At 50.2% G+C, this 21583-nt stretch carries 27 protein-coding genes; 2 read left to right on the top strand and 25 right to left on the bottom strand.

Annotated elements, in window-relative coordinates:
* Window positions 1–12: 12 nt before the first annotated feature.
* Together ACLO87_RS00135 and ACLO87_RS00130 are read right to left on the bottom strand one after the other, a co-directional pair.
* A complete protein-coding gene (locus ACLO87_RS00135) occupies window positions 13–1623 on the bottom strand; it encodes a rhodanese-like domain-containing protein (protein WP_430222435.1) in 1611 nt (536 codons plus the stop codon).
* Window positions 1624–1630: 7 nt separating this feature from the next.
* Window positions 1631–2218, bottom strand: coding sequence for a cysteine dioxygenase family protein (locus tag ACLO87_RS00130; RefSeq protein WP_430222434.1), 588 nt, complete (start codon window positions 2216–2218; stop codon window positions 1631–1633).
* Window positions 2219–2327: 109 nt separating this feature from the next.
* Between ACLO87_RS00130 and ACLO87_RS00125 the strand changes: the two genes are divergently transcribed.
* Window positions 2328–3200 carry a LysR substrate-binding domain-containing protein gene (locus tag ACLO87_RS00125; RefSeq protein ID WP_430222433.1) on the top strand — a complete coding sequence of 291 codons (873 nt, stop codon included), beginning with the start codon at window positions 2328–2330 and terminating at the stop codon, window positions 3198–3200.
* A gap of 135 nt (window positions 3201–3335) precedes the next feature.
* Window positions 3336–4322, top strand: coding sequence for a TRAP transporter substrate-binding protein (locus ACLO87_RS00120; RefSeq protein WP_135861555.1), 987 nt, complete (start codon window positions 3336–3338; stop codon window positions 4320–4322).
* A 63-nt stretch (window positions 4323–4385) separates the two neighbouring features.
* On the opposite strand, the gene dsbD is transcribed toward ACLO87_RS00120, so the two are convergent.
* The 23 genes from dsbD to ACLO87_RS00005 all read right to left on the bottom strand — a co-directional run.
* Window positions 4386–6296, bottom strand: a complete 1911-nt coding sequence (dsbD, locus tag ACLO87_RS00115) for a protein-disulfide reductase DsbD (protein ID WP_430222432.1) — start codon at window positions 6294–6296, stop codon at window positions 4386–4388.
* A 13-nt stretch (window positions 6297–6309) separates the two neighbouring features.
* The gene (gene cutA / locus ACLO87_RS00110; protein WP_430223699.1) at window positions 6310–6687 is read right to left on the bottom strand and encodes a divalent-cation tolerance protein CutA; all 378 of its coding nucleotides are present in this window, start codon (window positions 6685–6687) and stop codon (window positions 6310–6312) included.
* A gap of 181 nt (window positions 6688–6868) precedes the next feature.
* On the bottom strand, window positions 6869–7258 hold the full coding sequence (gene rplQ, locus ACLO87_RS00105) for a 50S ribosomal protein L17 (protein WP_135861550.1): 390 nt from the start codon (window positions 7256–7258) through the stop codon (window positions 6869–6871).
* Window positions 7259–7402: 144 nt separating this feature from the next.
* Window positions 7403–8386, bottom strand: a complete 984-nt coding sequence (locus ACLO87_RS00100; RefSeq protein WP_166408103.1) for a DNA-directed RNA polymerase subunit alpha — start codon at window positions 8384–8386, stop codon at window positions 7403–7405.
* Window positions 8387–8532: 146 nt separating this feature from the next.
* A complete protein-coding gene (gene rpsD, locus ACLO87_RS00095; RefSeq protein ID WP_135864097.1) occupies window positions 8533–9156 on the bottom strand; it encodes a 30S ribosomal protein S4 in 624 nt (207 codons plus the stop codon).
* Window positions 9157–9167: 11 nt separating this feature from the next.
* Window positions 9168–9563 (bottom strand): 30S ribosomal protein S11, encoded by a 396-nt coding sequence (gene rpsK / locus ACLO87_RS00090; protein ID WP_135864099.1) that lies wholly within the window; start codon window positions 9561–9563, stop codon window positions 9168–9170.
* A 14-nt stretch (window positions 9564–9577) separates the two neighbouring features.
* Entirely contained in the window at window positions 9578–9943 is a 366-nt protein-coding gene (gene rpsM / locus ACLO87_RS00085; RefSeq protein ID WP_135864101.1) for a 30S ribosomal protein S13, read from the bottom strand.
* 36 nt (window positions 9944–9979) lie between these two features.
* Window positions 9980–10093: a 50S ribosomal protein L36 gene (rpmJ, locus tag ACLO87_RS00080; protein ID WP_003805360.1), complete on the bottom strand. Its 114-nt coding sequence runs from the start codon at window positions 10091–10093 to the stop codon at window positions 9980–9982.
* Between the two features lie 33 nt (window positions 10094–10126).
* Window positions 10127–10345, bottom strand: a complete 219-nt coding sequence (gene infA / locus ACLO87_RS00075) for a translation initiation factor IF-1 (RefSeq protein WP_135864103.1) — start codon at window positions 10343–10345, stop codon at window positions 10127–10129.
* 9 nt (window positions 10346–10354) lie between these two features.
* On the bottom strand, window positions 10355–11680 hold the full coding sequence (secY, locus tag ACLO87_RS00070) for a preprotein translocase subunit SecY (protein ID WP_135864105.1): 1326 nt from the start codon (window positions 11678–11680) through the stop codon (window positions 10355–10357).
* A gap of 11 nt (window positions 11681–11691) precedes the next feature.
* Window positions 11692–12135, bottom strand: coding sequence for a 50S ribosomal protein L15 (gene rplO, locus ACLO87_RS00065; RefSeq protein WP_135864107.1), 444 nt, complete (start codon window positions 12133–12135; stop codon window positions 11692–11694).
* Between the two features lie 10 nt (window positions 12136–12145).
* The gene (gene rpmD / locus ACLO87_RS00060; protein WP_135864109.1) at window positions 12146–12331 is read right to left on the bottom strand and encodes a 50S ribosomal protein L30; all 186 of its coding nucleotides are present in this window, start codon (window positions 12329–12331) and stop codon (window positions 12146–12148) included.
* A gap of 3 nt (window positions 12332–12334) precedes the next feature.
* On the bottom strand, window positions 12335–12856 hold the full coding sequence (gene rpsE / locus ACLO87_RS00055) for a 30S ribosomal protein S5 (protein ID WP_135864111.1): 522 nt from the start codon (window positions 12854–12856) through the stop codon (window positions 12335–12337).
* A gap of 15 nt (window positions 12857–12871) precedes the next feature.
* Complete coding sequence (rplR, locus tag ACLO87_RS00050; RefSeq protein WP_135864113.1) at window positions 12872–13225, bottom strand: 50S ribosomal protein L18; 354 nt, start codon at window positions 13223–13225, stop codon at window positions 12872–12874.
* 21 nt (window positions 13226–13246) lie between these two features.
* A complete protein-coding gene (gene rplF / locus ACLO87_RS00045) occupies window positions 13247–13780 on the bottom strand; it encodes a 50S ribosomal protein L6 (RefSeq protein WP_135864115.1) in 534 nt (177 codons plus the stop codon).
* A gap of 12 nt (window positions 13781–13792) precedes the next feature.
* Complete coding sequence (rpsH, locus tag ACLO87_RS00040) at window positions 13793–14188, bottom strand: 30S ribosomal protein S8 (RefSeq protein WP_135864117.1); 396 nt, start codon at window positions 14186–14188, stop codon at window positions 13793–13795.
* 11 nt (window positions 14189–14199) lie between these two features.
* Entirely contained in the window at window positions 14200–14505 is a 306-nt protein-coding gene (gene rpsN, locus ACLO87_RS00035; protein ID WP_135864118.1) for a 30S ribosomal protein S14, read from the bottom strand.
* An 11-nt stretch (window positions 14506–14516) separates the two neighbouring features.
* Window positions 14517–15056: a 50S ribosomal protein L5 gene (gene rplE, locus ACLO87_RS00030; protein ID WP_135864120.1), complete on the bottom strand. Its 540-nt coding sequence runs from the start codon at window positions 15054–15056 to the stop codon at window positions 14517–14519.
* A gap of 11 nt (window positions 15057–15067) precedes the next feature.
* Window positions 15068–15385 carry a 50S ribosomal protein L24 gene (gene rplX, locus ACLO87_RS00025; RefSeq protein ID WP_135864122.1) on the bottom strand — a complete coding sequence of 106 codons (318 nt, stop codon included), beginning with the start codon at window positions 15383–15385 and terminating at the stop codon, window positions 15068–15070.
* A 12-nt stretch (window positions 15386–15397) separates the two neighbouring features.
* Complete coding sequence (rplN, locus tag ACLO87_RS00020) at window positions 15398–15766, bottom strand: 50S ribosomal protein L14 (protein WP_135864124.1); 369 nt, start codon at window positions 15764–15766, stop codon at window positions 15398–15400.
* A 268-nt stretch (window positions 15767–16034) separates the two neighbouring features.
* Window positions 16035–17978, bottom strand: coding sequence for a LapD/MoxY N-terminal periplasmic domain-containing protein (locus ACLO87_RS00015; RefSeq protein ID WP_430222431.1), 1944 nt, complete (start codon window positions 17976–17978; stop codon window positions 16035–16037).
* 58 nt (window positions 17979–18036) lie between these two features.
* Window positions 18037–18711, bottom strand: coding sequence for a transglutaminase-like cysteine peptidase (locus ACLO87_RS00010; protein ID WP_135864128.1), 675 nt, complete (start codon window positions 18709–18711; stop codon window positions 18037–18039).
* Between the two features lie 275 nt (window positions 18712–18986).
* A partial coding sequence (locus ACLO87_RS00005; RefSeq protein ID WP_430222430.1) for an Ig-like domain-containing protein occupies window positions 18987–21583 on the bottom strand: 2597 nt, incomplete at its 5' end.

Genomic DNA, 21583 nt, shown 5'->3' with positions numbered 1-21583 from the left:
CCCCCTATCCCGTTAGGGGGCTACATACACCTTAAAATACTGTAGTTCCAACTCATCAACCTGCTGTAGCAGGTTTGTCTCCCACGCCAGATATTGCAGCGCTGCCTGTCGGTTACCCTCATGCCGATCATGCGCAAAGAACACATAATCAATGCAATCGTCATCGGCGGGCTGGTCAGGACTATTCTCAAGCACTAACCCTGCCGCTAACCACTGAGCGGTAGTGCCATGATGCCAACACACCTGCTGCACACCTAAACTCTGCAACTCTTTGGCGGCCAATGCTGCGCTAGTACCCTCTGAGGCGATGATCACCACCAACTGATTAGTCTTAAGCGTGGCATACCGTAAGTGTGGCCGTATAGACCACTGCGCACCTCGTAAATGTGCGGCACGATACTGTTGGCTAGGGCGTATATCGATCAGTTGCGCCGCGTTAAGACGCACGCTGGCTGCCAATTGCTCCACTGTCATGTGTGGCAATTCAAACCCCACAAGATCATCTGTTGCCACGCCCGGCACGCACCCTAATAGTGCACCCGCATCGCGTTCCAGCACCGTCACATCCCACCCCATTTGCAACAACCAGCTCGCTGTCACCCATGAGCGCACATGTAGGTCATCCCATAGAACAATTCTGGCACCCCGTGTACCTATGTAATGATCCGTGGCCTGTACCAACTGGCCTCCCGGCGTATGTTTTGCCACACGCAAGGTATTACGCTGATATTCTGCAGTCGTGCGCACATCGCACACATACGTAGTGCGATGTGATTCAGCTAACCACTGCTGTAACTGTGCTGCAGTAACCAGCTTTACTCCCACCTCTTGCGCCATACGTTGAGCCTGCTGCTGCAACGCCCCTACGTCTACGTTATCGGGCTGCACAGCCTCCCCATCGCGCATAGCCCCCTGCTCTAACACGAGCCCTTCCAGAAACCAGCCTTGCGTGCCATTCTCTAGCGCTACTACCTCATACGGAACGCCTAAATTAATTAAGGTTTGAGCACCAATAATGCTGCGAGTACGACCAGCGCAATTCACCACAATACGTGCAGCGTTTGCGGTTCTCATCAACGTAGTGGCGCGTAACGCTAACTCGCCATTCGGGCAACATATAGCACCCGGAATGGTTTTCTTTTGGTATTCCTCAAACGGACGACCATCTAGCAGCAATAACGATTCTGCCGCCGCTTGGCTAGCGGCAAGATCCTCAGCCTTAATGTGGGGTGTATGGCAGTGCTGTTCTACTAACTCACCAAAGGTTTTGCTGGGTACGTTTACTCCAGCAAAGACGTTATGCCCCGCTTGCTGCCACGCCTTTACACCACCTGCCAGCACATATACCTGCGTATAGCCTATATCCTGCAAAAGCTGTTGTGCTTGACGTGCAATATCGCCCCCTTGCGCATATAACACGATGCGCACAGTACGCCTCGGCACCAAGTACGGTACACGATGCTCCAGTACGCTATAGGGCGCGTTTACGGCATAAAACAAATGACCGCTACCATACTGCCCATGTTCTCGCACATCCAGTAAAGCAATCTCAGAGCCGTCGGCCAACCACTGCCGCAAAACCGCTACCGATACTTCTGCATTCATCTGTGTTGGCTGCGTCATGTCAGTCTTAACGTCTGGTTTGAACGCCCACAGGCATCACAGCGCAGGTGCCCTGCTCTACATCAAACGCCAATCGCTGATCCAAGGTTTCTAACGCCAAACCGTACATATGCAAATGGCGAATCACGTTATTACCCTCGATTTCTACGGCATGGATATCATCTGGCATTAACGCAATACCTGCACCTGGCTCAACCACGACTTTCGCCGTGCGCTCCACACGCCCAACACCAGGCACTTGCGCATCATCCGTTCGGGTATACACATAGTTGTATTCCACCCCTTCTACCGCCGCGATACACGCCCACGTCGTGTGATTATGCGGCACGATTTTCTTACCTGGGCGCATCACATTTAAGTACAACGCGTACGAGCGATCAGCCTCTTCAGAGATCAAATAGCGCGCTTGCAACTCGCCCTCTTCAGGTGCTGGAAAATGCGCATCAGACCACCACTCTTTATGCTCAGCCAATGCCAGTACCTGCTGCAATATCTGTGCTAACGAAGCTGTAGATAGACCTTCTTTTTCTACAATATTTCTTATGTTTTCTATACGCTGACTTACAGCTGTGGCACGAATTTCGGATACATCCATTCTTATCCCCTGCATTATTATTTGTTTCCAACGAAATCAATGCTACTTTACGCACAGATACGTCCCGCAACAATACAGAGTTTTATGCGAATACATTAGCGAAACTAATATGATCAATTTGGATATAGAACTCTTGCGCACCTTGGTCGCCATTGCCAAACACGGTACATTTGCCAGCGCAGCAGAAGCTGTGTGCCGTACCCAATCGGCTATTACGCAGCAAATGCAGCGGCTAGAAAACCTGACGCATAAAGCCATTTTTAGCAAAGAAGGTCGCAATAAAACACTGACGGAACATGGCGAACTGCTGCTACGTTATGCGCAACAGATTCTGGCCTTACATGATGAGTGTGTACGCACATTACACAGCACAGACCCCGCAGGTATAGTGCGTATAGGCGCGCCGCACGACGTGGCAGACTCCATCTTCCCTACCGTTCTGGCTCACGTAGTACGCAACTTGCCTCGTATCAAGTTAGAAATACAGGTGGATCGCAGCCCTGTATTGATGGAAGCCCTGCACAGAGGCGAACTAGACCTCACCATCTCTAGCCGCTTTGACTCAGAGCTAGAGGGATTTGTCATACGACGCTCCCCCACTGTCTGGCTAGCCTCTGCACGCTATGTACACGACCCTAGCAAGCTTATACCTTTGATACTGGCAGATGAGCCTAGCCTATACCGAAAAATCGCTCTGACGGCACTAGAGCAGGCCCACGCCACATGGCAAATCAATTATGTAGCGCCTAATCTATCAGGCATCAAAGCTGCCCTACATGCAGGTTTAGGCATCACAGCGCGTAACATCGAACTCATTAGCACTGATTTCCGTGTGTTGGGCACCAGCGAACAACTACCGCCACTCCCCGACGTAAGCTACTTCCTATGGATGCGGCGCACCCCACTGCACAACCACACCCGGCATGTTTACGATTTACTCAGCCAACACATGGCGCTACATGCCGCCACATCCACGCTATAGTCCCATTCCACTCACCGGTTCACAGCTGATTAAGTATTGATTCGTCAAATAAAAATTCATTCTGCGCTAGGCATTCAGTACAGTTAACCAGAGGCTTATTCCAATCATAACTATTCCTGGAGACAACAAATGCCTATGAAAAAAGTACTGGCCGCTGCCGTGATAGCCGCCACCTGTTTCAGCCTGCCTGCGCTGGCTAACCCACTGATTATCAAATTCAGCCACGTCGTCTCACCGGACACGCCTAAAGGCAAAGGGGCTGACAAATTCAAAGAACTGGCTGAGCAATATACCGATGGCAAAGTGTTGGTAGAGGTATATCCGAACTCCCAACTGTACAAAGACAAAGAAGAACTTGAGGCCTTGCAGCTAGGTGCCGTCCAGATGTTGGCGCCATCCCTAGCAAAGTTTGGCCCCTTAGGTGTGCGTGCCTTCGAGGTATTTGACCTACCATTTATCTTTCAAAGCAAAGACGACCTGAACAAAGTTACCCAAGGCCAAGTAGGCCAAGACCTGATGGCCATGCTAGAGCCCAAAGGCATTAAAGGCTTAGCCTACTGGGATAACGGCTTCAAAATCATGAGCGCTAACTCGCCCCTGCATACGCCAGATGACTTTCTGGGTTTGAAGATGCGTATACAGTCCTCCAAAGTGCTAGAAGCTCAAATGCAGGCCTTAGAAGCCATTCCACAAGTGATGGCGTTTTCTGAGTCCTATCAAGCACTGCAAACTGGCGTGGTAGACGGCACAGAGAACACACCGTCCAACCTCTATACCCAGAAAATGCACGAAGTGCAAAAGCATGCCACCTTATCCAACCACGGTTACATTGGCTATGCCGTCATCGTGAACAAGAAATTTTGGGATGAGCTAGACCCCACATTGCGCGAACAACTAGAACGCGCCATGGCAGATGCCACAACATACGCGAACGAAATCTCGCAAGTGGAAAACGATGAGGCGTTGGCTGCCATTCGCGCCGCTGGGCACACCACCATTTACGAACTCACCCCTGAAGAACGCAGTGAATGGGTAACAGCACTGCGCCCTGTACACGAACAAATGGCCTCACGTATTGGGCCAGAAGTCATAGAGTCCATTTACCAAACGCTGCAAAACTAACTCGTAGCGCCAAAACAAACAGGCCATGCAAAAGCATGGCCTGTTTTGTCATCACGATGAGTATTAACGTGCTGAATTCAATACCTGCAAGAAACGCTCTGCCGGCATAAACCCTACAACGCGTGCATCGGTTAACTCGCGGCCTTGCTCATCAAACAGAATAATTCCGGGCGGCCCAAACAAGTTAAAACGTTTAAGCAATGCACGGTGTTCAGGCGTATTGGCTGTCACGTCTGCCTGCAGCAGCAACATGGTGTTCATTTTCTGAGCCACAGCTGGATCACTGAAGGTAAATTTCTCCATCTCTATGCACGACACACACCAATCCGCATAGAAATCCAACATAACAGTTCTGCCACCACTATTCGCCAGTTTTTCTTCCAGCTCAGCAAGGTTTTCTACTTTCTGAAAAGCAGGTGCTGTGACTGCGCTACCTGCGCCTACACCGCCACCTTGCCAATGCGCTAATGGCTCTAACACACTGCGCCCGCCGCTTGCCACACTCACCAGAATCAGCACTGCCCAACACAGTGACAACCAACCCAAGGCTTTCAGGAACAGCTTACCGGCCGATGCCGCTGCGTCATGCGCTCGCCCTACACCCAACAATAAACCTAGCCATGCTGCCAACACCGCCCAGCCCAACATGAACCAGACAGTAGGTAACACCGACGTCAACATCCACAGCGCCGTGGCAATTAACAACCAACCAAAGATCTGCTTTACGGTGTTCATCCATGCGCCAGCTTTAGGCATCAGCACACCTGAGGTTGCCCCCACCAATAGCAACAACACACCGGAACCCCATGCCATGGCAAACAGCGCCATCGCACCAATCAGTACATTACCGGTTTGCGAGATAAACAGCAGCACCCCTGCAAGTGGTGCTGCCACACATGGGCCAACGATCAACGCGGACAACATGCCCATTGAGAACACGCCACTGTAACGCCCTCCAGGAATACGGCTCAACACACCCTGCAACCGCGATTGCATACCCGAAGGTACTTGCAACTGGTACACATCAAACATAGACAGCGCCAAGATGAATAGCAGCACGGCAAATGTACTGAGTATCCATGGATTCTGCAGCCATACGGCCAAGCTAGCACCCAGCAGCCCCGCCACTACACCTAGCGCGGTATAAACCAATGACACACCTAATACATAGATAGCTGCCAGGCCTAGACCACGTTTACGCGATACGCTTTTCACCGGAGTACCCTGACCTGCAATAATCCCCAGCAAAATAGGCACCATTGGCAGCACACACGGCGTAAAGGAAAGCAGCATACCCAAACCAAACGCCAGCAGCATAATCTGCCACCATGATGCATCCAGCAGGTAGGCCGCCAAGCCTGTATCGCTTAGATCCAAAAAGCTAGTTGTGGATGTATTCGCCGCAGCCTTTTTGGGTGCCACTTCATCCGTCACTACCTCAGTTAGCGGCGCTGGCACGCTTTGCACCACACCTTCACCGCTTACCTTATAGCCACCCTCTGTGGGTGACAGGGTTAGTTCGTGTGTGCTGGGTGAATAACACAGCCCAGCATCCGCACAGCCTTGGCTAGTAATCTCTAGCTGCAAAGGCAGCATAGAGCCCTCCTTTACAGGCAGGCGAATAGTGACCTCACGGCGGTAAATCGCCATGTCTTTTTCAAAGGTAGGGTCATACACAATGGCAGCGGGAGGATACGCGGCCTCACCCAGCCAATCGCTGCTAGGCATCGCTTCAAACACAAAGCGATCCCTGTACATGTAGTATTCAGGAGCAATAACAAAGTGTATATCCAGCTCGGTGGGGCTATGCATTGCCGCGCTGAACTGAAAAGCGTCTTCAGGATCGAGGTAGTCTTCTTCGGCTCGTGCGGGCTGCATCAGCATTGCCCAACCCACGATCAGCAGCATCAACCACGCGACTACCGCGCTTAGTTTATTTTTATCTCTACCCGTCTTTGCCGCTACACACTGCATGTGTCACTCTCAGTTATGATTTTTTCAACACAGGAGGGGCTGCAGTTTCATCCTGAACCCACTTGATGTAACTACCCAACCCCGCCACGACTGGCACCACAAGCACCTCTGGTACTTCGTACGGGTGTAAAGAAGTAATACGCTGAATCAACGCTTCTACTCGGCGCACCGTCGTTTTAAACTGCAACGGCACCTCTGTCGCCCCTTCTAATTCACCCTGCCACATGTACATAGACAACGAAGGTGCGCCAAGGTTCGCGCAAGCGACTAAACCTTCTTCAACCACGTAGTGGGCAATGCGTTTTGCCAACAACTCATCGGGGGCATTGCTCAGCACTAACACCACCGCATCTGGGCTAAACGACGACAAAGCATCTTGCGTTAAGGGCATCATACGCTTCCCTATATCCTCTTCACTCATAGAATCTGCCTATAGTAACTCAGGCATGAAGCACTGGCTTTAGATGCCATTGCAGTGTTGTCAGGCGTACAGTCTCTTGGCTCCTTGCGTAACGAGTAGGCATAAAAAAACGGACCTGATTAGGTCCGTTTTTCTTATTCTGTGTGCCGTATTACTCAGCAGCTGCTTCGTCAGCAACAGCGTCAGGACGGTCTACCAATTCCATGAAAGCCATGGGAGCGTTATCGCCTTGGCGGAAGCCCATTTTCAGAATACGTGTGTAACCACCGTTACGTACTTGGAAACGAGGGCCCAAGTCGTTGAACAGTTTGGTCACAGCGTCGCGATCGCGCAGACGTGCAAAAGCCAAACGACGGTTTGCAACTGTGTCATCTTTAGCCAAAGTGATCAGAGGCTCGATTACACGACGCAGCTCTTTAGCTTTAGGCAAAGTTGTTTTGATTGCTTCGTGAGTAATCAAAGATACGGACATGTTGCGGAACATAGCCAAACGATGGCTGCTGGTACGATTCAGCTTACGTAAACCATGACGATGACGCATGATATTTTCTTCCTAAAAAATAAATCTTGAATCAGATGAAGGATTTCATCTGCGTTGGCTCTTCTATCAGTATTGCTGCGGGCCAACTAAGACATGGGACTTTAGCACGTTTTTATACGCCGCTAAAGCCCCAGTTACAACTATTTATGGACGCTCTAGCCCTAGAGGAGGCCAGTTTTCCAGTTTCATACCCAAGGTCAAACCACGGGAAGCCAACACTTCTTTGATTTCGTTCAAAGATTTGCGGCCCAGGTTTGGTGTCTTGAGCAGTTCGTTTTCCGTACGCTGGATCAGATCGCCGATGTAGTAAATATTTTCGGCTTTCAGGCAGTTTGCGGAACGAACAGTCAATTCCAGATCGTCCACAGGACGCAACAATACTGGATCGATTGGAGGTGTAGCGCGCTCTGGAGTTTCTTGGGCTTCTTCAGCACCTTCCAAAGCTGCAAACACAGAGATCTGATCCATCAGGATGCGAGCAGCCTGACGTACAGCTTCTTCTGGGTTCAATACGCCGTTGGTTTCGATGTCCAGAACCAATTTGTCCAAGTCAGTACGCTGTTCCACACGTGCGCTTTCAACTGCATAGCTAACACGGCGAACTGGGCTGTAAGATGCATCCAAAACAATACGACCAATCGTATGTTGACGATCATCAGACAACGCACGCACGTTACCAGGAACGTAGCCACGACCTTCTTCCACGCGAATAGTCATTTCCAACTTACCGTCGTCGGTCAGGTTGGCAATAACGTGATCGGGGTTCAGGATTTCCACATCGTGTGGCAAATCAATGTCGCTAGCCAAAACTTGGCCCAGACCGGATTTGCTCAGAGTCAGTGTCACTTCTTCGCGACCGTGCAGTTTGAACACAATACCTTTCAGGTTCAGCATGATGTCTACGACATCTTCTTGTACGCCTGGCAGTGTGGAGTATTCATGTACCACGCCTGTGATTTGCACTTCTGTAGGTGCAAAACCAGTCATGGAGGACAACAGGATGCGACGCAGTGCGTTACCCAGAGTGTGGCCGTAGCCGCGCTCGAAAGGCTCCATAATCACGCGAGCGTGATTTTTACTAACTGCTTCAACTTCAATGGAACGAGGCTTCAAAAAAGCTTGAGACATGTAGATTCCTTTTCAATACCCTCGGCTCGTTACACCGATAAGGCTGATGGGAAAACGCTGGAAATTCCAGCTCTAAAAACCAGCAACACCCATTATCAGTACGGAACCAATAATGGGTGCTTAAATCAGATACGTAATGTAGCTGATTAACGGGAGTACAACTCAACAACCAGTGATTCGTTCACGTCACGGGCCACGTCAGCGCGGTCCGGAGCTTGTTTGAACACACCACTCAGTTTGTTGCTATCAACTTCAACCCACTGTGGAAAACCGATGCTAGCAGCCAGTTCCAAAGATTCTTTGATACGGCCTTGAGCACGAGATTTTTCACGGATAGAAACTACATCACCAGCTTTAACCAACATGGAAGCGATATCAGCGGTGTGACCGTTGATTTCGATTGCACGGTGAGTAACCAACTGACGAGCTTCTGCACGTGTGGAGCCGAAGCCCATACGGTATACAACGTTGTCCAGACGGGATTCCAGCAACTGAATCAGCGTTTCACCTGTGTTACCACGACGGCGATCAGCTTCAGCAAAGTAGCGACGGAACTGTTTTTCCAGCACGCCGTACATACGTTTCAGTTTCTGCTTTTCACGCAACTGCAAACCGTAGTCAGATGTACGGGCACCAGAAGTGCGACCGTGCTGACCTGGACGGGAGTCCAGTTTGCATTTGGAATCCAAAGAGCGACGAGCACTCTTCAGAGACAGATCAGTACCCTCGCGACGCGAGAGCTTACATTTAGGTCCAATATAACGAGCCACGTAGCTTCCCCTTAAATGCGACGACGCTTGGGCGGACGGCAGCCGTTGTGCGGAATCGGCGTGATGTCAGCGATGCTGGTGATTTTGATACCAAGAGCATTCAACGCACGCACCGACGAATCACGGCCAGGACCGGGCCCTTTAATGCGAACTTCTAGATTTTTGATACCGTATTCCATTGCTGTACGACCGGCGGCTTCAGCAGCAACCTGAGCAGCAAATGGAGTGGACTTACGCGAGCCTTTAAAGCCCGCACCACCAGAGGTCGCCCAAGACAACGCGTTGCCTTGACGATCGGTGATGGTAATGATTGTGTTGTTAAAAGTAGCTTGGACGTGAGCGATCCCGTCCGAAACGTTCTTTTTAACCTTTCTGCGAGCGCGCGATGCGCTAGAAGCTTTAGCCATCTTCTAATCCTCGATTATTTCTTCAGAGCCTGCGCTGCACGACGTGGTCCCTTACGGGTACGTGCATTGGTACGGGTACGTTGACCGCGTACAGGCAAGCCACGACGGTGGCGCATGCCACGGTAGCTACCCATGTCGATCAGACGTTTCACAGACAGTTGAACTTCACGACGCAGGTCGCCTTCAACCAGAAACTGAGAAATCTGCTCGCGGATTTTTTCGAGTTCCTCATCTGTCAGATCTTTCACTTTTTTATCGTGAGCGATACCGGAAGCATCACAAATCTGACGAGCACGAGTACGACCGATACCGAAAATCGCGGTAAGACCGATTTCGGCGTGCTGATGCGGCGGAATATTAATGCCAGCAATACGGGCCATGGTTTTTCCTTGTTCAATCGGTTGCGTTTCGGCGTATCAGCCTTGACGCTGCTTGTGGCGGGGGTCTGTGCAAATTACACGTACCACGCCATGACGTTTAATAATTTTGCAGTTGCGGCAAATCCGCTTTACTGATGCCATTACCTTCATGGTTTGACTCCTAGGTTCCTTTATCCGGGCCGCTTATTTGGAGCGGAACACAATTCTGCCCCGGGACAAGTCATAGGGCGTGAGCTCCACTGTGACCTTGTCGCCCGGAAGAATCCGGATGTAATGCATACGCATCTTGCCTGAAACATAGCCCAACACCACATGGCCGTTTTCTAGCTTGATACGGAATGTTGCGTTCGGCAGGTTTTCTAAAACCTGCCCCTGCATCTGAATGACGTCGTCCTTTGCCATCGTGTTTATTTATCGCATTGGCAAACCCGCACCCTTGAAGTTGGCCTTCTTGAGCAACGAGTCATATTGTTGAGACATCATGTAGGCCTGAGCCTGTGCCATGAAGTCCATAGTAACCACCACAATAATCAGCAAAGATGTACCACCGAAGTAGAAAGGTACGTTCCAGTGCATTTGCAAGAACTCAGGTACCAGACACACGATCGTGATATAGATAGCACCGGCTAGCGTTAAGCGAGTCAAAATACGATCAATATAACGAGCTGTCTGTTCACCTGGACGAATGCCTGGCACAAACGCACCGCTCTTTTTCAGATTGTCTGCAGTTTCACGGCTGTTAAACACCAACGCCGTATAGAAGAAACAAAACAGAATAATCAGTGCTGAAAACAGCGTTATGTACAACGGTTGACGAGGTGAAAGCGCTGCTTCCAAATCGCGCAGCCAAGACAGACCTGGCGTTGCGGAGAACCAGCTAGCAATAGTCGCTGGCAGCAGAATAATGGAGGAGGCGAAGATTGGAGGAATCACCCCAGCCATATTCAGCTTCAGCGGCAAATGCGAACTTTGCCCACCGTAAATGCGGTTACCCACTTGACGTTTTGCGTAGTTAACCGTGATACGACGTTGCCCACGTTCAACAAACACGACAAAGTAAGTAACGGCAGCAACCAGCACCAAGATGAACAATGCCGACAAAATAGACATCGCATCGGTACGGACCAGATCCAGCAAACCACCCATTGCACTGGGCAGACCTGCAACAATCCCGGCAAAAATCAGAATGGAAATACCATTCCCTATGCCTCGTTCGGTAATCTGCTCACCTAGCCACATCAAGAACATCGTACCGGTCACCAGTGTTACCACTGTGGTGAAACGGAACAACATACCCGGATCAATGACTAAACCTGGTTGTGTTTCCAATGCAATAGAAATACCTACTGCTTGGAATAACGCCAGAAACACTGTCCCATATCGGGTAAATTGCGTAATTTTACGCCGACCCGATTCGCCCTCTTTCTTGATTGCTTCAAGCGTAGGCACCACTGCCGATGCCAACTGCATGATAATCGATGCAGAAATGTAGGGCATAATCCCTAGCGCGAATACGGAGAAACGCTGCAGAGCACCACCCGAGAACATGTTGAACAAGCCCAAGATACCTTCTTGGTTTTGTTGAAACAGCTCGGACAGTGCATCAGGATTAATACCTGGCACAGGAATGTGTGTTCCCAAGCGATAAACAACCAGCGCGAGCAGCAGGAAAATGATACGACGACGCAAATCGCCGTAACCCGAACCTGATTTACTCTGTGCCTGTGCTTTTGCCACCGTAACCCCTTTTATTCAGCCAACGAGCCGCCCGCTGCTTCAATTGCAGCGCGGGCACCAGCTGTTGCACGAATGCCTTTCAGCACTACTTTGCGAGACAGCTCACCAGACTTGATGACTTTGGCGAAACGTACCAATTGACCAACTACGCCAGCTTGTTTCAGAACGTTGATATCAACTTCTTCAACATCCAAGCCTTGCAAGTCGGACAAACGGATTTCAGCATGCAGGTGACCACCAGGAGTCGTGAAACCACGCTTCGGTAGACGGCGTTGCAAAGGCATTTGACCGCCTTCAAAACCGACTTTATGAAAACCACCAGCACGTGATTTCTGACCTTTGTGACCGCGACCTGCGGTCTTGCCCAGGCCGGAACCTGGACCGCGACCAACGCGACGAGCAGCGTGTTTAGCGCCCTCTGCGGGTTGGATCGAATTTAGTTGCAATTCTGACATCGCGATTCCTTTAGGCTTCCGAAACCGTAACGAGGTAATCAACCTTACGGATCATACCGCGCACTTCGGGCGTATCAACCAGAACGCGACTGCTGTTTACTCGGCGCAAGCCCAAGCCGCGTACTGTGTCGCGGTGGTCTTGTTTAGTACCGATAACAGAGCGCACGAGTGTGACCTTGATTTGCTTCTGTGCCATGATTTACCCCAGAATTTCTTCAACTGTCTTGCCACGTTTAGCAGCAATTTCAGATGGTGTGGAGCAAGCACGCAAACCGTTCAAAGTTGCGCGAACCATGTTGTAAGGGTTGCTAGAACCCAAGCTCTTAGCAACAACGTTACGCACGCCCATTGCTTCGAACACTGCACGCATAGGACCACCAGCGATAACGCCAGTACCTTCAGCAGCAGGAGAGATCAACACTGTAGAAGCACCGTGTTTGCCCACAACTGTGTGGTGCAAAGTACCGTCTTTCAGAGCAACTTTGAACAGACCACGACGGGCTTGTTCCATAGCTTTCTGAACAGCAACTGGTACTTCACGAGCTTTACCCTTGCCCATTCCGATACGGCCATCACCATCGCCTACTACTGTCAATGCAGCGAAGCTCATGGTGCGACCACCTTTAACGACTTTACTGACGCGGTTAACCGCAATCATTTTTTCACGCAGGCCGTCATCGCGCTCTTGTTCGGCATTGTTTCTGCCTTGTGCTTTAGCCATTTGACAATTCCTTGCTTAGAATTTCAAGCCGGCTTCACGCGCGGCATCAGCCAACGCCTTGACGCGGCCATGATAACGGAAGCCAGAGCGGTCAAAAGCAACGGATTCGATACCGGCTGCTTTCGCTTTTTCGGCTACGCGCTTGCCAATCAAACTGGCTGCAGCGACGTTGCCGCCATTGGCCAGTTCTTTGCGTACTTCTGGTTCCAGCGACGATGCGCTGACCAAAATCCGATCGCCTTCTGGCGAAATGATGTTGGCATAAATATGCAAATTCGTGCGATGCACCGCCAAACGGTGAACGCGCAACTCGGCGATTTTTCGACGGGTTGCCACTGCACGACGCAAACGGGATTGTTTCTTGTCCATAATTCGTCCTTGCCTGTGCGATTACTTCTTCTTGGTTTCTTTCAAGACGACGCGTTCGTCAGCGTAGCGAACACCTTTACCTTTGTAAGGCTCTGGTGGACGGTAACCGCGAATTTCAGCGGCACACTGACCAACAACCTGCTTGTTAGAACCCTTCAGAACGATTTCTGTAGGAGTCGCACATTCTGCTGTAACACCAGCAGGCAGGTCGTGAATAACGTCGTGAGAGAAACCCAGTTGCAGTTTCAATGCGTTACCTTGAACTTGAGCGCGGAAACCCACACCAACCAAGTTCAGTTTGCGAGCAAAACCTTCGCTCACACCAGTAACCATGTTGTTTACCAAGGAACGGATGGTGCCGGACATTGCGTTAGCATGACGTGAGTCATTAGCTGGTGCAAATGTCAGTTGACCGTCGTTCAGCTCGATAACAACATCACCTTTCAGTTCTTGGGTCATTGTGCCCAGAGGACCTTTAACGGTGATTTGATCTGCTGCAATAGTCGCTTCTACGCCTTTAGGCAAAGTAACTGGATATTTAGCAATACGTGACATTGATGATTCTCCTTACGCCACGTAGCAAAGTACTTCGCCACCCACGCCAGCTGCACGTGCTTTGCGATCTGTCATCACACCACGGGAGGTGGATACGATTGCAACGCCCAAACCATTCATCACCTGAGGGATGTGGTTGCTGCCTTTGTAGACGCGCAAACCTGGACGCGAAACGCGGTCGATGCGCTCGATCACAGGACGGCCTGCGTAGTACTTCAATTGAATTTCCAGAACTGGCTTCGCGGCTTCGCCAACGATTTGGAAATTATCGATATAGCCTTCATCTTTCAGCACAGCAGCAATAGCTACTTTCAGCTTCGAGGAGGGCATGCTAACCGACGTTTTGTTGACCATTTGTGCGTTACGAACGCGAGTCAACATGTCGGCGATTGGATCGCTCATGCTCATTTATGTTTCTCCTACCAGCTAGCCTTGGTCATACCGGGAATTTCGCCACGCATAGCCATTTCACGGACTTTATGACGTGTCAAACCGAATTGTTTGTACACACCGCGTGAACGGCCTGTAACAACACAACGGTTACGCATACGAGTTGGGTTTGCGTTGCGAGGCAATTGCTGCAACTGCAAACGAGCTTCGTAGCGCTCTTCGTCGGACTTGGACTGGTCGTCGATGATTGCTTTCAGCGCTGCGCGCTTAGCTGCAAATTTCTCTACCAGTTTTGCGCGTTTAATATCGCGATTGATGAGTGAAAGTTTAGCCACGTCATCACCCCTTAGTTACGGAACGGGAAACTGAAGGCTTTCAACAGCGCTTTAGCTTCGTCGTCAGTCTTGGCAGTAGTTGTGATGCTGATGTTCAGACCACGCACTGCGTCAATTTTGTCGTACTCAATCTCAGGGAAAATGATTTGCTCTTTCACCCCAAGGTTGAAGTTACCGCGTCCATCGAACGCACGACCTGAAATACCACGGAAGTCACGAACGCGAGGCAGAGCCACAGCGATCAGACGGTCCAGGAATTCATACATGCGTTGGCCACGCAAAGTTACTTTGCAGCCAATTGGATAATCTTCGCGGATCTTGAAACCAGCAATAGCTTTGCGGGTTTTTGTGATTACAGGCTTCTGGCCAGAAATCTTAGCCAGGTCACCAGCAGCGTGCTCGATCACTTTACGATCGGAAACAGCTTCAGATACACCCATGTTCAGAGTGATCTTGGTGATGCGTGGCACTTCCATTACGCTGTTGTAATTGAATTTGCCTTGCAGCTCAGCCTGCACTTTTTCACGGTAAAAATCTTGTAAACGTGCCATGTCTATGCCCCTTAAGCTTTCGCACCAACAACTTTGCCAGTGGAACGGTACACGCGTACTTTCTTGCCATCTACTTCGCTAATGCTAACGCGATCGGCCTTTTCGGTCTCAGCGTTGAACAGCGCCACGTTAGAAACGTGGATAGGCATAGTTTTGTCTACGATACCACCTTGAGAGCCAGCCATTGGGTTGGGTCGCACGTGTTTTTTCACCACATTGATGCCTTCCACGATTACGCGGTCGCCATCAACGGTCAGTACTGTGCCACGGCGGCGTTTGTCGCGGCCTGTCAGTACGATAACTTCGTCGCCTTTGCGGATTTTTTGCATATCCTCGGCTCCTTACAGCACTTCTGGTGCCAAAGACACGATCTTCATGAACTTATCGCCACGCAATTCGCGTGTAACGGGTCCGAAGATACGAGTGCCGATTGGCTCCAGTTTTGCGTTCAGCAAAACGGCGGCATTGCCACCAAATTTGATCAGCGAACCGTCTTTACGGCGTACGCCTTTGGCAGTGCGAACTACCACAGCGTTATAAATCTCGCCTTTTTTGACACGTCCGCGCGGTGCCGCTTCTTTAACAGTGACTTTAATAATGTCACCAATAGCGGCATAACGGCGCTTGGAGCCACCCAACACCTTGATACACATTACGGAACGTGCACCCGTGTTGTCGGCCACATCCAGCGTGGTCTGCATTTGAATCATGATTATTCCTGTTCCAACTTAACCGCGATAAACCCCACAAGCAAAAAACCTGCTAGGCACGCAACCAGTTTTGGTCCCGTTAGGTTCGGTAACCCTCCAACCAAGCTTGTGTGCTTAAAAGGTTTTTACCGTACCCTGGGTTGAAATCTTGCGATATACAAAACGTGTTATTACCCGCATCTTCGCGAAAATATACGGGTAAGCATTCAATAATACCAAAAAACTGCTTTTACAACAAGCACATCAATCACTTACTGTTGGTATAGGCTCACGATCGTAGGATTTTCTGTGCCTCTACCGGAATCTCGGTAATCGGTGCATTCAGCTGTATTTGAATGTCCAGTCTTGCGCAGGTATTGCACGCAGCAACCAGCAATTCCATTCCACCTGGGCTAACGACCATTTCCTTGATGACGTCTGCAGAGAAGCTCACATAAGACAAATACAAAGACTGCAAATGACGTAAAACACCAATGTGTTCCAACAATCTACGTAAGCCCACTCGAGCGCCCATGTCCTTCATAGTCGAGCAGAACACCTCTAGCTCTTCGCCGTGCGCCTCTACCCCATACGCATCTAGCTCTATATAGAGACGGGATAGATCTACATTGCTACGCGACAAGCACGATTGAATCTCTTGTAAAAAACGTGGCTGCACAATGGTAGGTAGTGACATACGTATCACCAAATCACCGTGGTTATCTGCCAGCCACTCTAGCGCCAGCTCTACTGCACGTAAATCACACACGGCCGACAAGCCCAGCCTTGCCGCAACAGGCATGAACAAGTACGCCGAAATAGGTTTTTCGTCTTGGCCTTCGCTGTGAGCCGTGTGTCGTAACATCAATGTCGCCTCATAGCGTGTGTAGCTATGTTGCTTCAGGTGATCGGGCTGTTGACGTACCGACAACAAGAAACGACGCTCAGCCAAACCCTCTTGCAACAACTGACGCCACTGAGTTTCACCTGCTACGTTCAAGCCAGCCCCACCATCATCACTGCCAGACACAAACTCTACAGTGTTATGACCTGAGCTTTCGGCACGCATCAACGCCCTATCCAATCGGCTCAGTACCGTAGCAATGTCTTCTTGGAATCTATAGTCAGTTAACGCTAACGCCCATCGGCAAAATTGCCCAGACGGCAGTTGCACACGCAATCTTGCTAAAACTGTCAGCAACATATCGGTAAGTGGTGCAATATCTGGACCTTCCAGATTAGGCAAGAGGACCACAAAGTCAGACCCATTTAACCTCGCCAATTGCACAGGCTGGTTGCGATCTTGCAAAAAGACTTGGCTTACCTGCTCACCCACATTTCGCAGCCAGTTATCGACGTTAGCGCGTGTCATGATCGTATTAATAGCGGCCAAATCACGCTGGCGGAACAACAGCACATAGCCGCCGTTCTTATCTTCATCCAGCACACGTCGCATTTCATTGATGAAGTACTTACGGTTAGCAAGGCCAGTCACTTCGTCTTGGTGCAGCTCTAATTGCAGCGACTCTATGCGCGCACTTTGCTCTTGCTGCGTCACCATCACTTTTTCACGCACTTCATCAATAGTGCGGGTTACCTCACGCAGTTCGCTAAAACGTGCACGCTTCCAATTACCTATCTGCACTTTATTAGTTAGCATACCTTCTACGCGCATTTCTACTTCTTCGCGTAGTGCTTGGCGTAACCAGCGCATTAGCACCCAAACAAAAAATGCCCATACTACACCGGCGATCAAAACCACCATCAAGATTTGCATGAAACTGGCCCACAGCGTGTCGCGTGCCTGCCCTGCATCAGCCTCTATCACTAGACGGCCTGTTTGACGCCAACCATCGCTCACCTGTGCCATAGAGACAGCCTGACGCAACGGCAGCATATCGGTAAACCAAGCTGGCGCACCGCGCACTATCGTAGGCAGGCTTTCATCACCAACTCGGGAGACTATTTGCTCACCCTTAGTGCCGTACAACTCTATGCGATAGAACTGCCCTGTATCGTAAAGTGCAGTAATTAATAGCTCTTGCGTAACGGGGTCTTGATTGAAAGGCTGTGAAAGCGTCAACGCCAATGACGTTGCAGCTGAATCGCTTTGTGCTTGCAACTGCGCTGATAAATACGCTCTTGCCGAATCCACACTCAGCCATACCGTTCCGACCAGAATCACTGTAATGGCCAGACTCACGCTTAACAGCAAATGCTTCAGTAATGACATACTCCACCTTCCGTGGTCTTCAATATTTCTACGGGATTTATCTTGGAGAACGAGTGCCTCAAGGATTAAACCCCTCACGCCGCATTTTTTCCAACAACCCGCGCCAATTACTAATTTTGTCTACCGATGACGCTGGCGCACCTGCCACATACACCCCTTCCGAATTAAAACTAAATACGGGGGTGAGATCCGGGCGCTGACTAGCTGGACGAATAATACCGGTCAAATTATCCAATAGCAGCGGTTCAGCGTCGGGAGTCGAATAATAGCCTAATACCATATGCGCAATACTGCTAGTACCCACCTGAGCTCGCACATAAATCAATCGTAATTTGCTTGCCGGAATACCGGCATGCAACAGTGAAAAGTACTTCCCAATCACGTAGTCTTCACAGTCTCCAGCTTGCTTGGTAAGGCTTTCCAGAGGGGTTGCCCAATAATCTGGTCTGCCCCAGATTGTAATATCCTCACCGCCCATTACATGGGTATTCCAGAAATCGTTAACGACTCTTAACAATTGTTGATCAGGTAGCCCGTCTAACTGCGTCAACAAATCTAGCCATTTCTCCGCGTTTCGCACCCCTGCCGCACCGTACTGATGCGGTATAGATTGACGTACTTTTGCTTCATCAAAGGTCAGCCTCCCCTGCACCCACGGGGCAAAACACAGCATCAGGCCTGCCAGCAAGGCAAACAGCACAACGATGATGCGACGTGTTAAGCAGGACGACATGACTATAACAACAGATGGCTAAATAATTCTTAACGACTACGAGACATAATTTTTTATGGCTACAAGAGAATAAAGGCGCGTAGTCTTTCTCGCAAATCCCAATCTAGTACAACCACATTTTTCCTAACTTATCAGCATGATAGTCAGTAAACATGCCAGCAGACCATTGGCGTTGACGACAGGTTGAATGTATTAAAAAACCCCACAATCCTATAAAGGAATATGGGGTTTTAATGCACTACGTTTTACTGTAGTGCTTCACTGAATAAAACCGCTTAGAAATCAGAAGACTTCAAAGTACCGTCTTTCAGCGAGTTGGCGATCTGAGCTGCCTTCTCTGCGTCAAACGCGATGTTGTCCAGAATGATCTTCTGATCGATCTGACCATTACCTTGAGAGCTGATACCGATTTCCATCTTGCCACTATCCGAGCGTCCTACTGTCAGGTACTGGCTCAGGTTACCGTCGTTGATGTCGTGACCCGACAATAGATCAGTTAGATCCAAGGTGTCGGTACCCGAATCACCAAAGTCCATCACTTTATCCACAGCAGGTTTAGTGACCGTACCTTCATCGCCCTTGTTCCACACAAAGGTGTCATCACCCTCACCACCGAACATGATGTCGTCACCCGCACCACCGATCAGAGTGTCGTTACCACCCTGACCGTACAGGATATCGTTGCCTGCACCACCATCTAACGTGTCATTACCACCTCGCTTATCACCTGCAACGTTGAAGTCGGCGTGGTTTTCCTTGATGTACTCGTACAGATCATTACCTGTTGCTGGAGCACCACCGTTCTTCATCTGCAAGAACACCTCCAACGCTTTCAGGCCAGAACCATCAAGCAGGTTAGTAGGACGACCGCCTACTTCGTGCCATGGCAATACCGTTCCGTCAGTATTGATCGTGTCACCGAAGATGATGTCATTACCATCACCACCGATGATGTGGTCGTTACCAACCGGTGCTGGATCGTTCGTTACCGAACCACCCTTCAAGGCTGCATCCAAGTCTTCCTTGGTGTTGACGATGTCGACCTTGTTGACCTCGGTCCAATCGCGTGGATTGCCGGAGGACAATAGCGTGACGTCATCAATGTAAACCTTGTAGCTACTGCTGCTGGTACGATCGTCCACCAGGAACTCGAAGCGGTACTGGCCTTCGCCGACAGGCTTGGTCGTGATGGTGCCGGAGCTACCTGGACGACCACCTTCCTGCACAACTTCCCAGTTACCTGTTTTCTCGTTGTACTTCTGCAGTTGCCACTTGAACTCGTCATTCCTATTACGCCCACTCTCTGCATAGGTAAAGCTAAGCTTGCCATAGCTACCAGCGGCCACTGCCATACCGGGGCCACGAACTGTCGTAGACGTATCGTTCCTATTGCTATAGGTATCCGTGATTTCCAGACGCGATCCGTACCACCAGTCGTTGTTGACACCGACAGTGCCACCACCGTTGACCTTCGTCCAGCCATCGTGACGGCCGTTTTCAAAGTCAATAACGTCCTTGGTACCACGCACAACATCAATAACCTCAGTACCGGTGTTGTCGTACTTGCGCAGAACATCCACGCTCACATCATTACCAATACCTACGGCGTACACCTTGCTACCCGATGAGGCAACTAAGCTGTCGTAAGCAGATTTCCCGCGAGCATCAGCAGTAGAGTCGTAACCGCTACCTGCACCTTGGCCCGTACCGTACTGTGTTGGATTACCGTCGGTAAGGAAGTACGTAACGTTTTCATAGGCGTTTCCGTTCTTGTCCACCGCAGGAGCTGCGCCTGTCTTGAACCATGCTTCAGCCGCCTTGAAAGCTGCTTCATAGTTGGTACCACCCACACTGGAGTCCCAACTAGAGTTATAGCCATTCAAGGAACCAATAGAGTTCAGCAACTGCACCAAATCTGCATGCGTCAAGTCTTTGAATACCATCGGCGTATCAGCTTTGGTACCAAAACCAATAATGCTCAGATTCACTGTACCGCCTTTATGGTTAGCCAACGTATCTGCTAACGTCGACAAGGCGGCTTTCAGCAACTGCATACGGTTCATGTTTTCCGTACCAGAAGCATCTTTCATGCTGTTGGAGCGGTCGACCAGAATCGCAACGTTATAGCTCTGACCATGAATGATATTTTCCTGCACACCACCACGGTCGCCGATGATGACATCATCACCCACACCGCCACTAGGATTACCACCGCCGTTACCATCAATAATCAGCTGATCGATATCCAATGCATATGGACCTGTATCGTTAGCAGACGCACTATTCCCCGCAGAGTCTGTGGTTGTAACTTTGGCATCCACCGTATCGTTCTTCAGTAGCTCCTGTACAGGTACTGGGATCTTGAAGGTCAGATCATTACCTACCGTACCGGTGTACTCTTTGCCACCAATTGTCAGAGTGACGGTATCACCTGGCTGAACATCCTTACCAACTGTACCGGTGATATCAATAGTGCCCTTGCCATCACCCGCTTCCGTATGGTCAAGCACGCCATCACCCGCAATAGGATCTAACGTAATCTCAGCCTCAGGCAATGTAATCTGCACACCGTAGTCACGATCCGCTTCTGCGCTGGCACTATTGCCCACACCGTCTTTAGTCTCAACTTTCGCGTGTACGTTGTCATCCAACGCTAACTCAGCGCCAGGAACTATGACGTTCCATGTTTTGCCGTCGGCGTTCACGGTGGTTGTGTAGTCTTTACCGTTCACGGTTACGGTGACGGTGTCACCCGCTTTGACATCTTTACCTACCGTACCGCTGATAGTCACGTCAGACTCAGATTCAGCTTTGTTGATCACATCGTCGCCAGCAATGGTGCCGATGGTGATCGATGCCTCTGGCAAGTCAG

Origin of the sequence: Paenalcaligenes sp. Me52 (assembly GCF_050487965.1) — a bacterium.
In the GTDB taxonomy this organism is placed as follows: Bacteria; Pseudomonadota; Gammaproteobacteria; order Burkholderiales; family Burkholderiaceae_B; genus Paenalcaligenes.
This window is presented reverse-complemented; position numbering and strand designations above follow the sequence as displayed.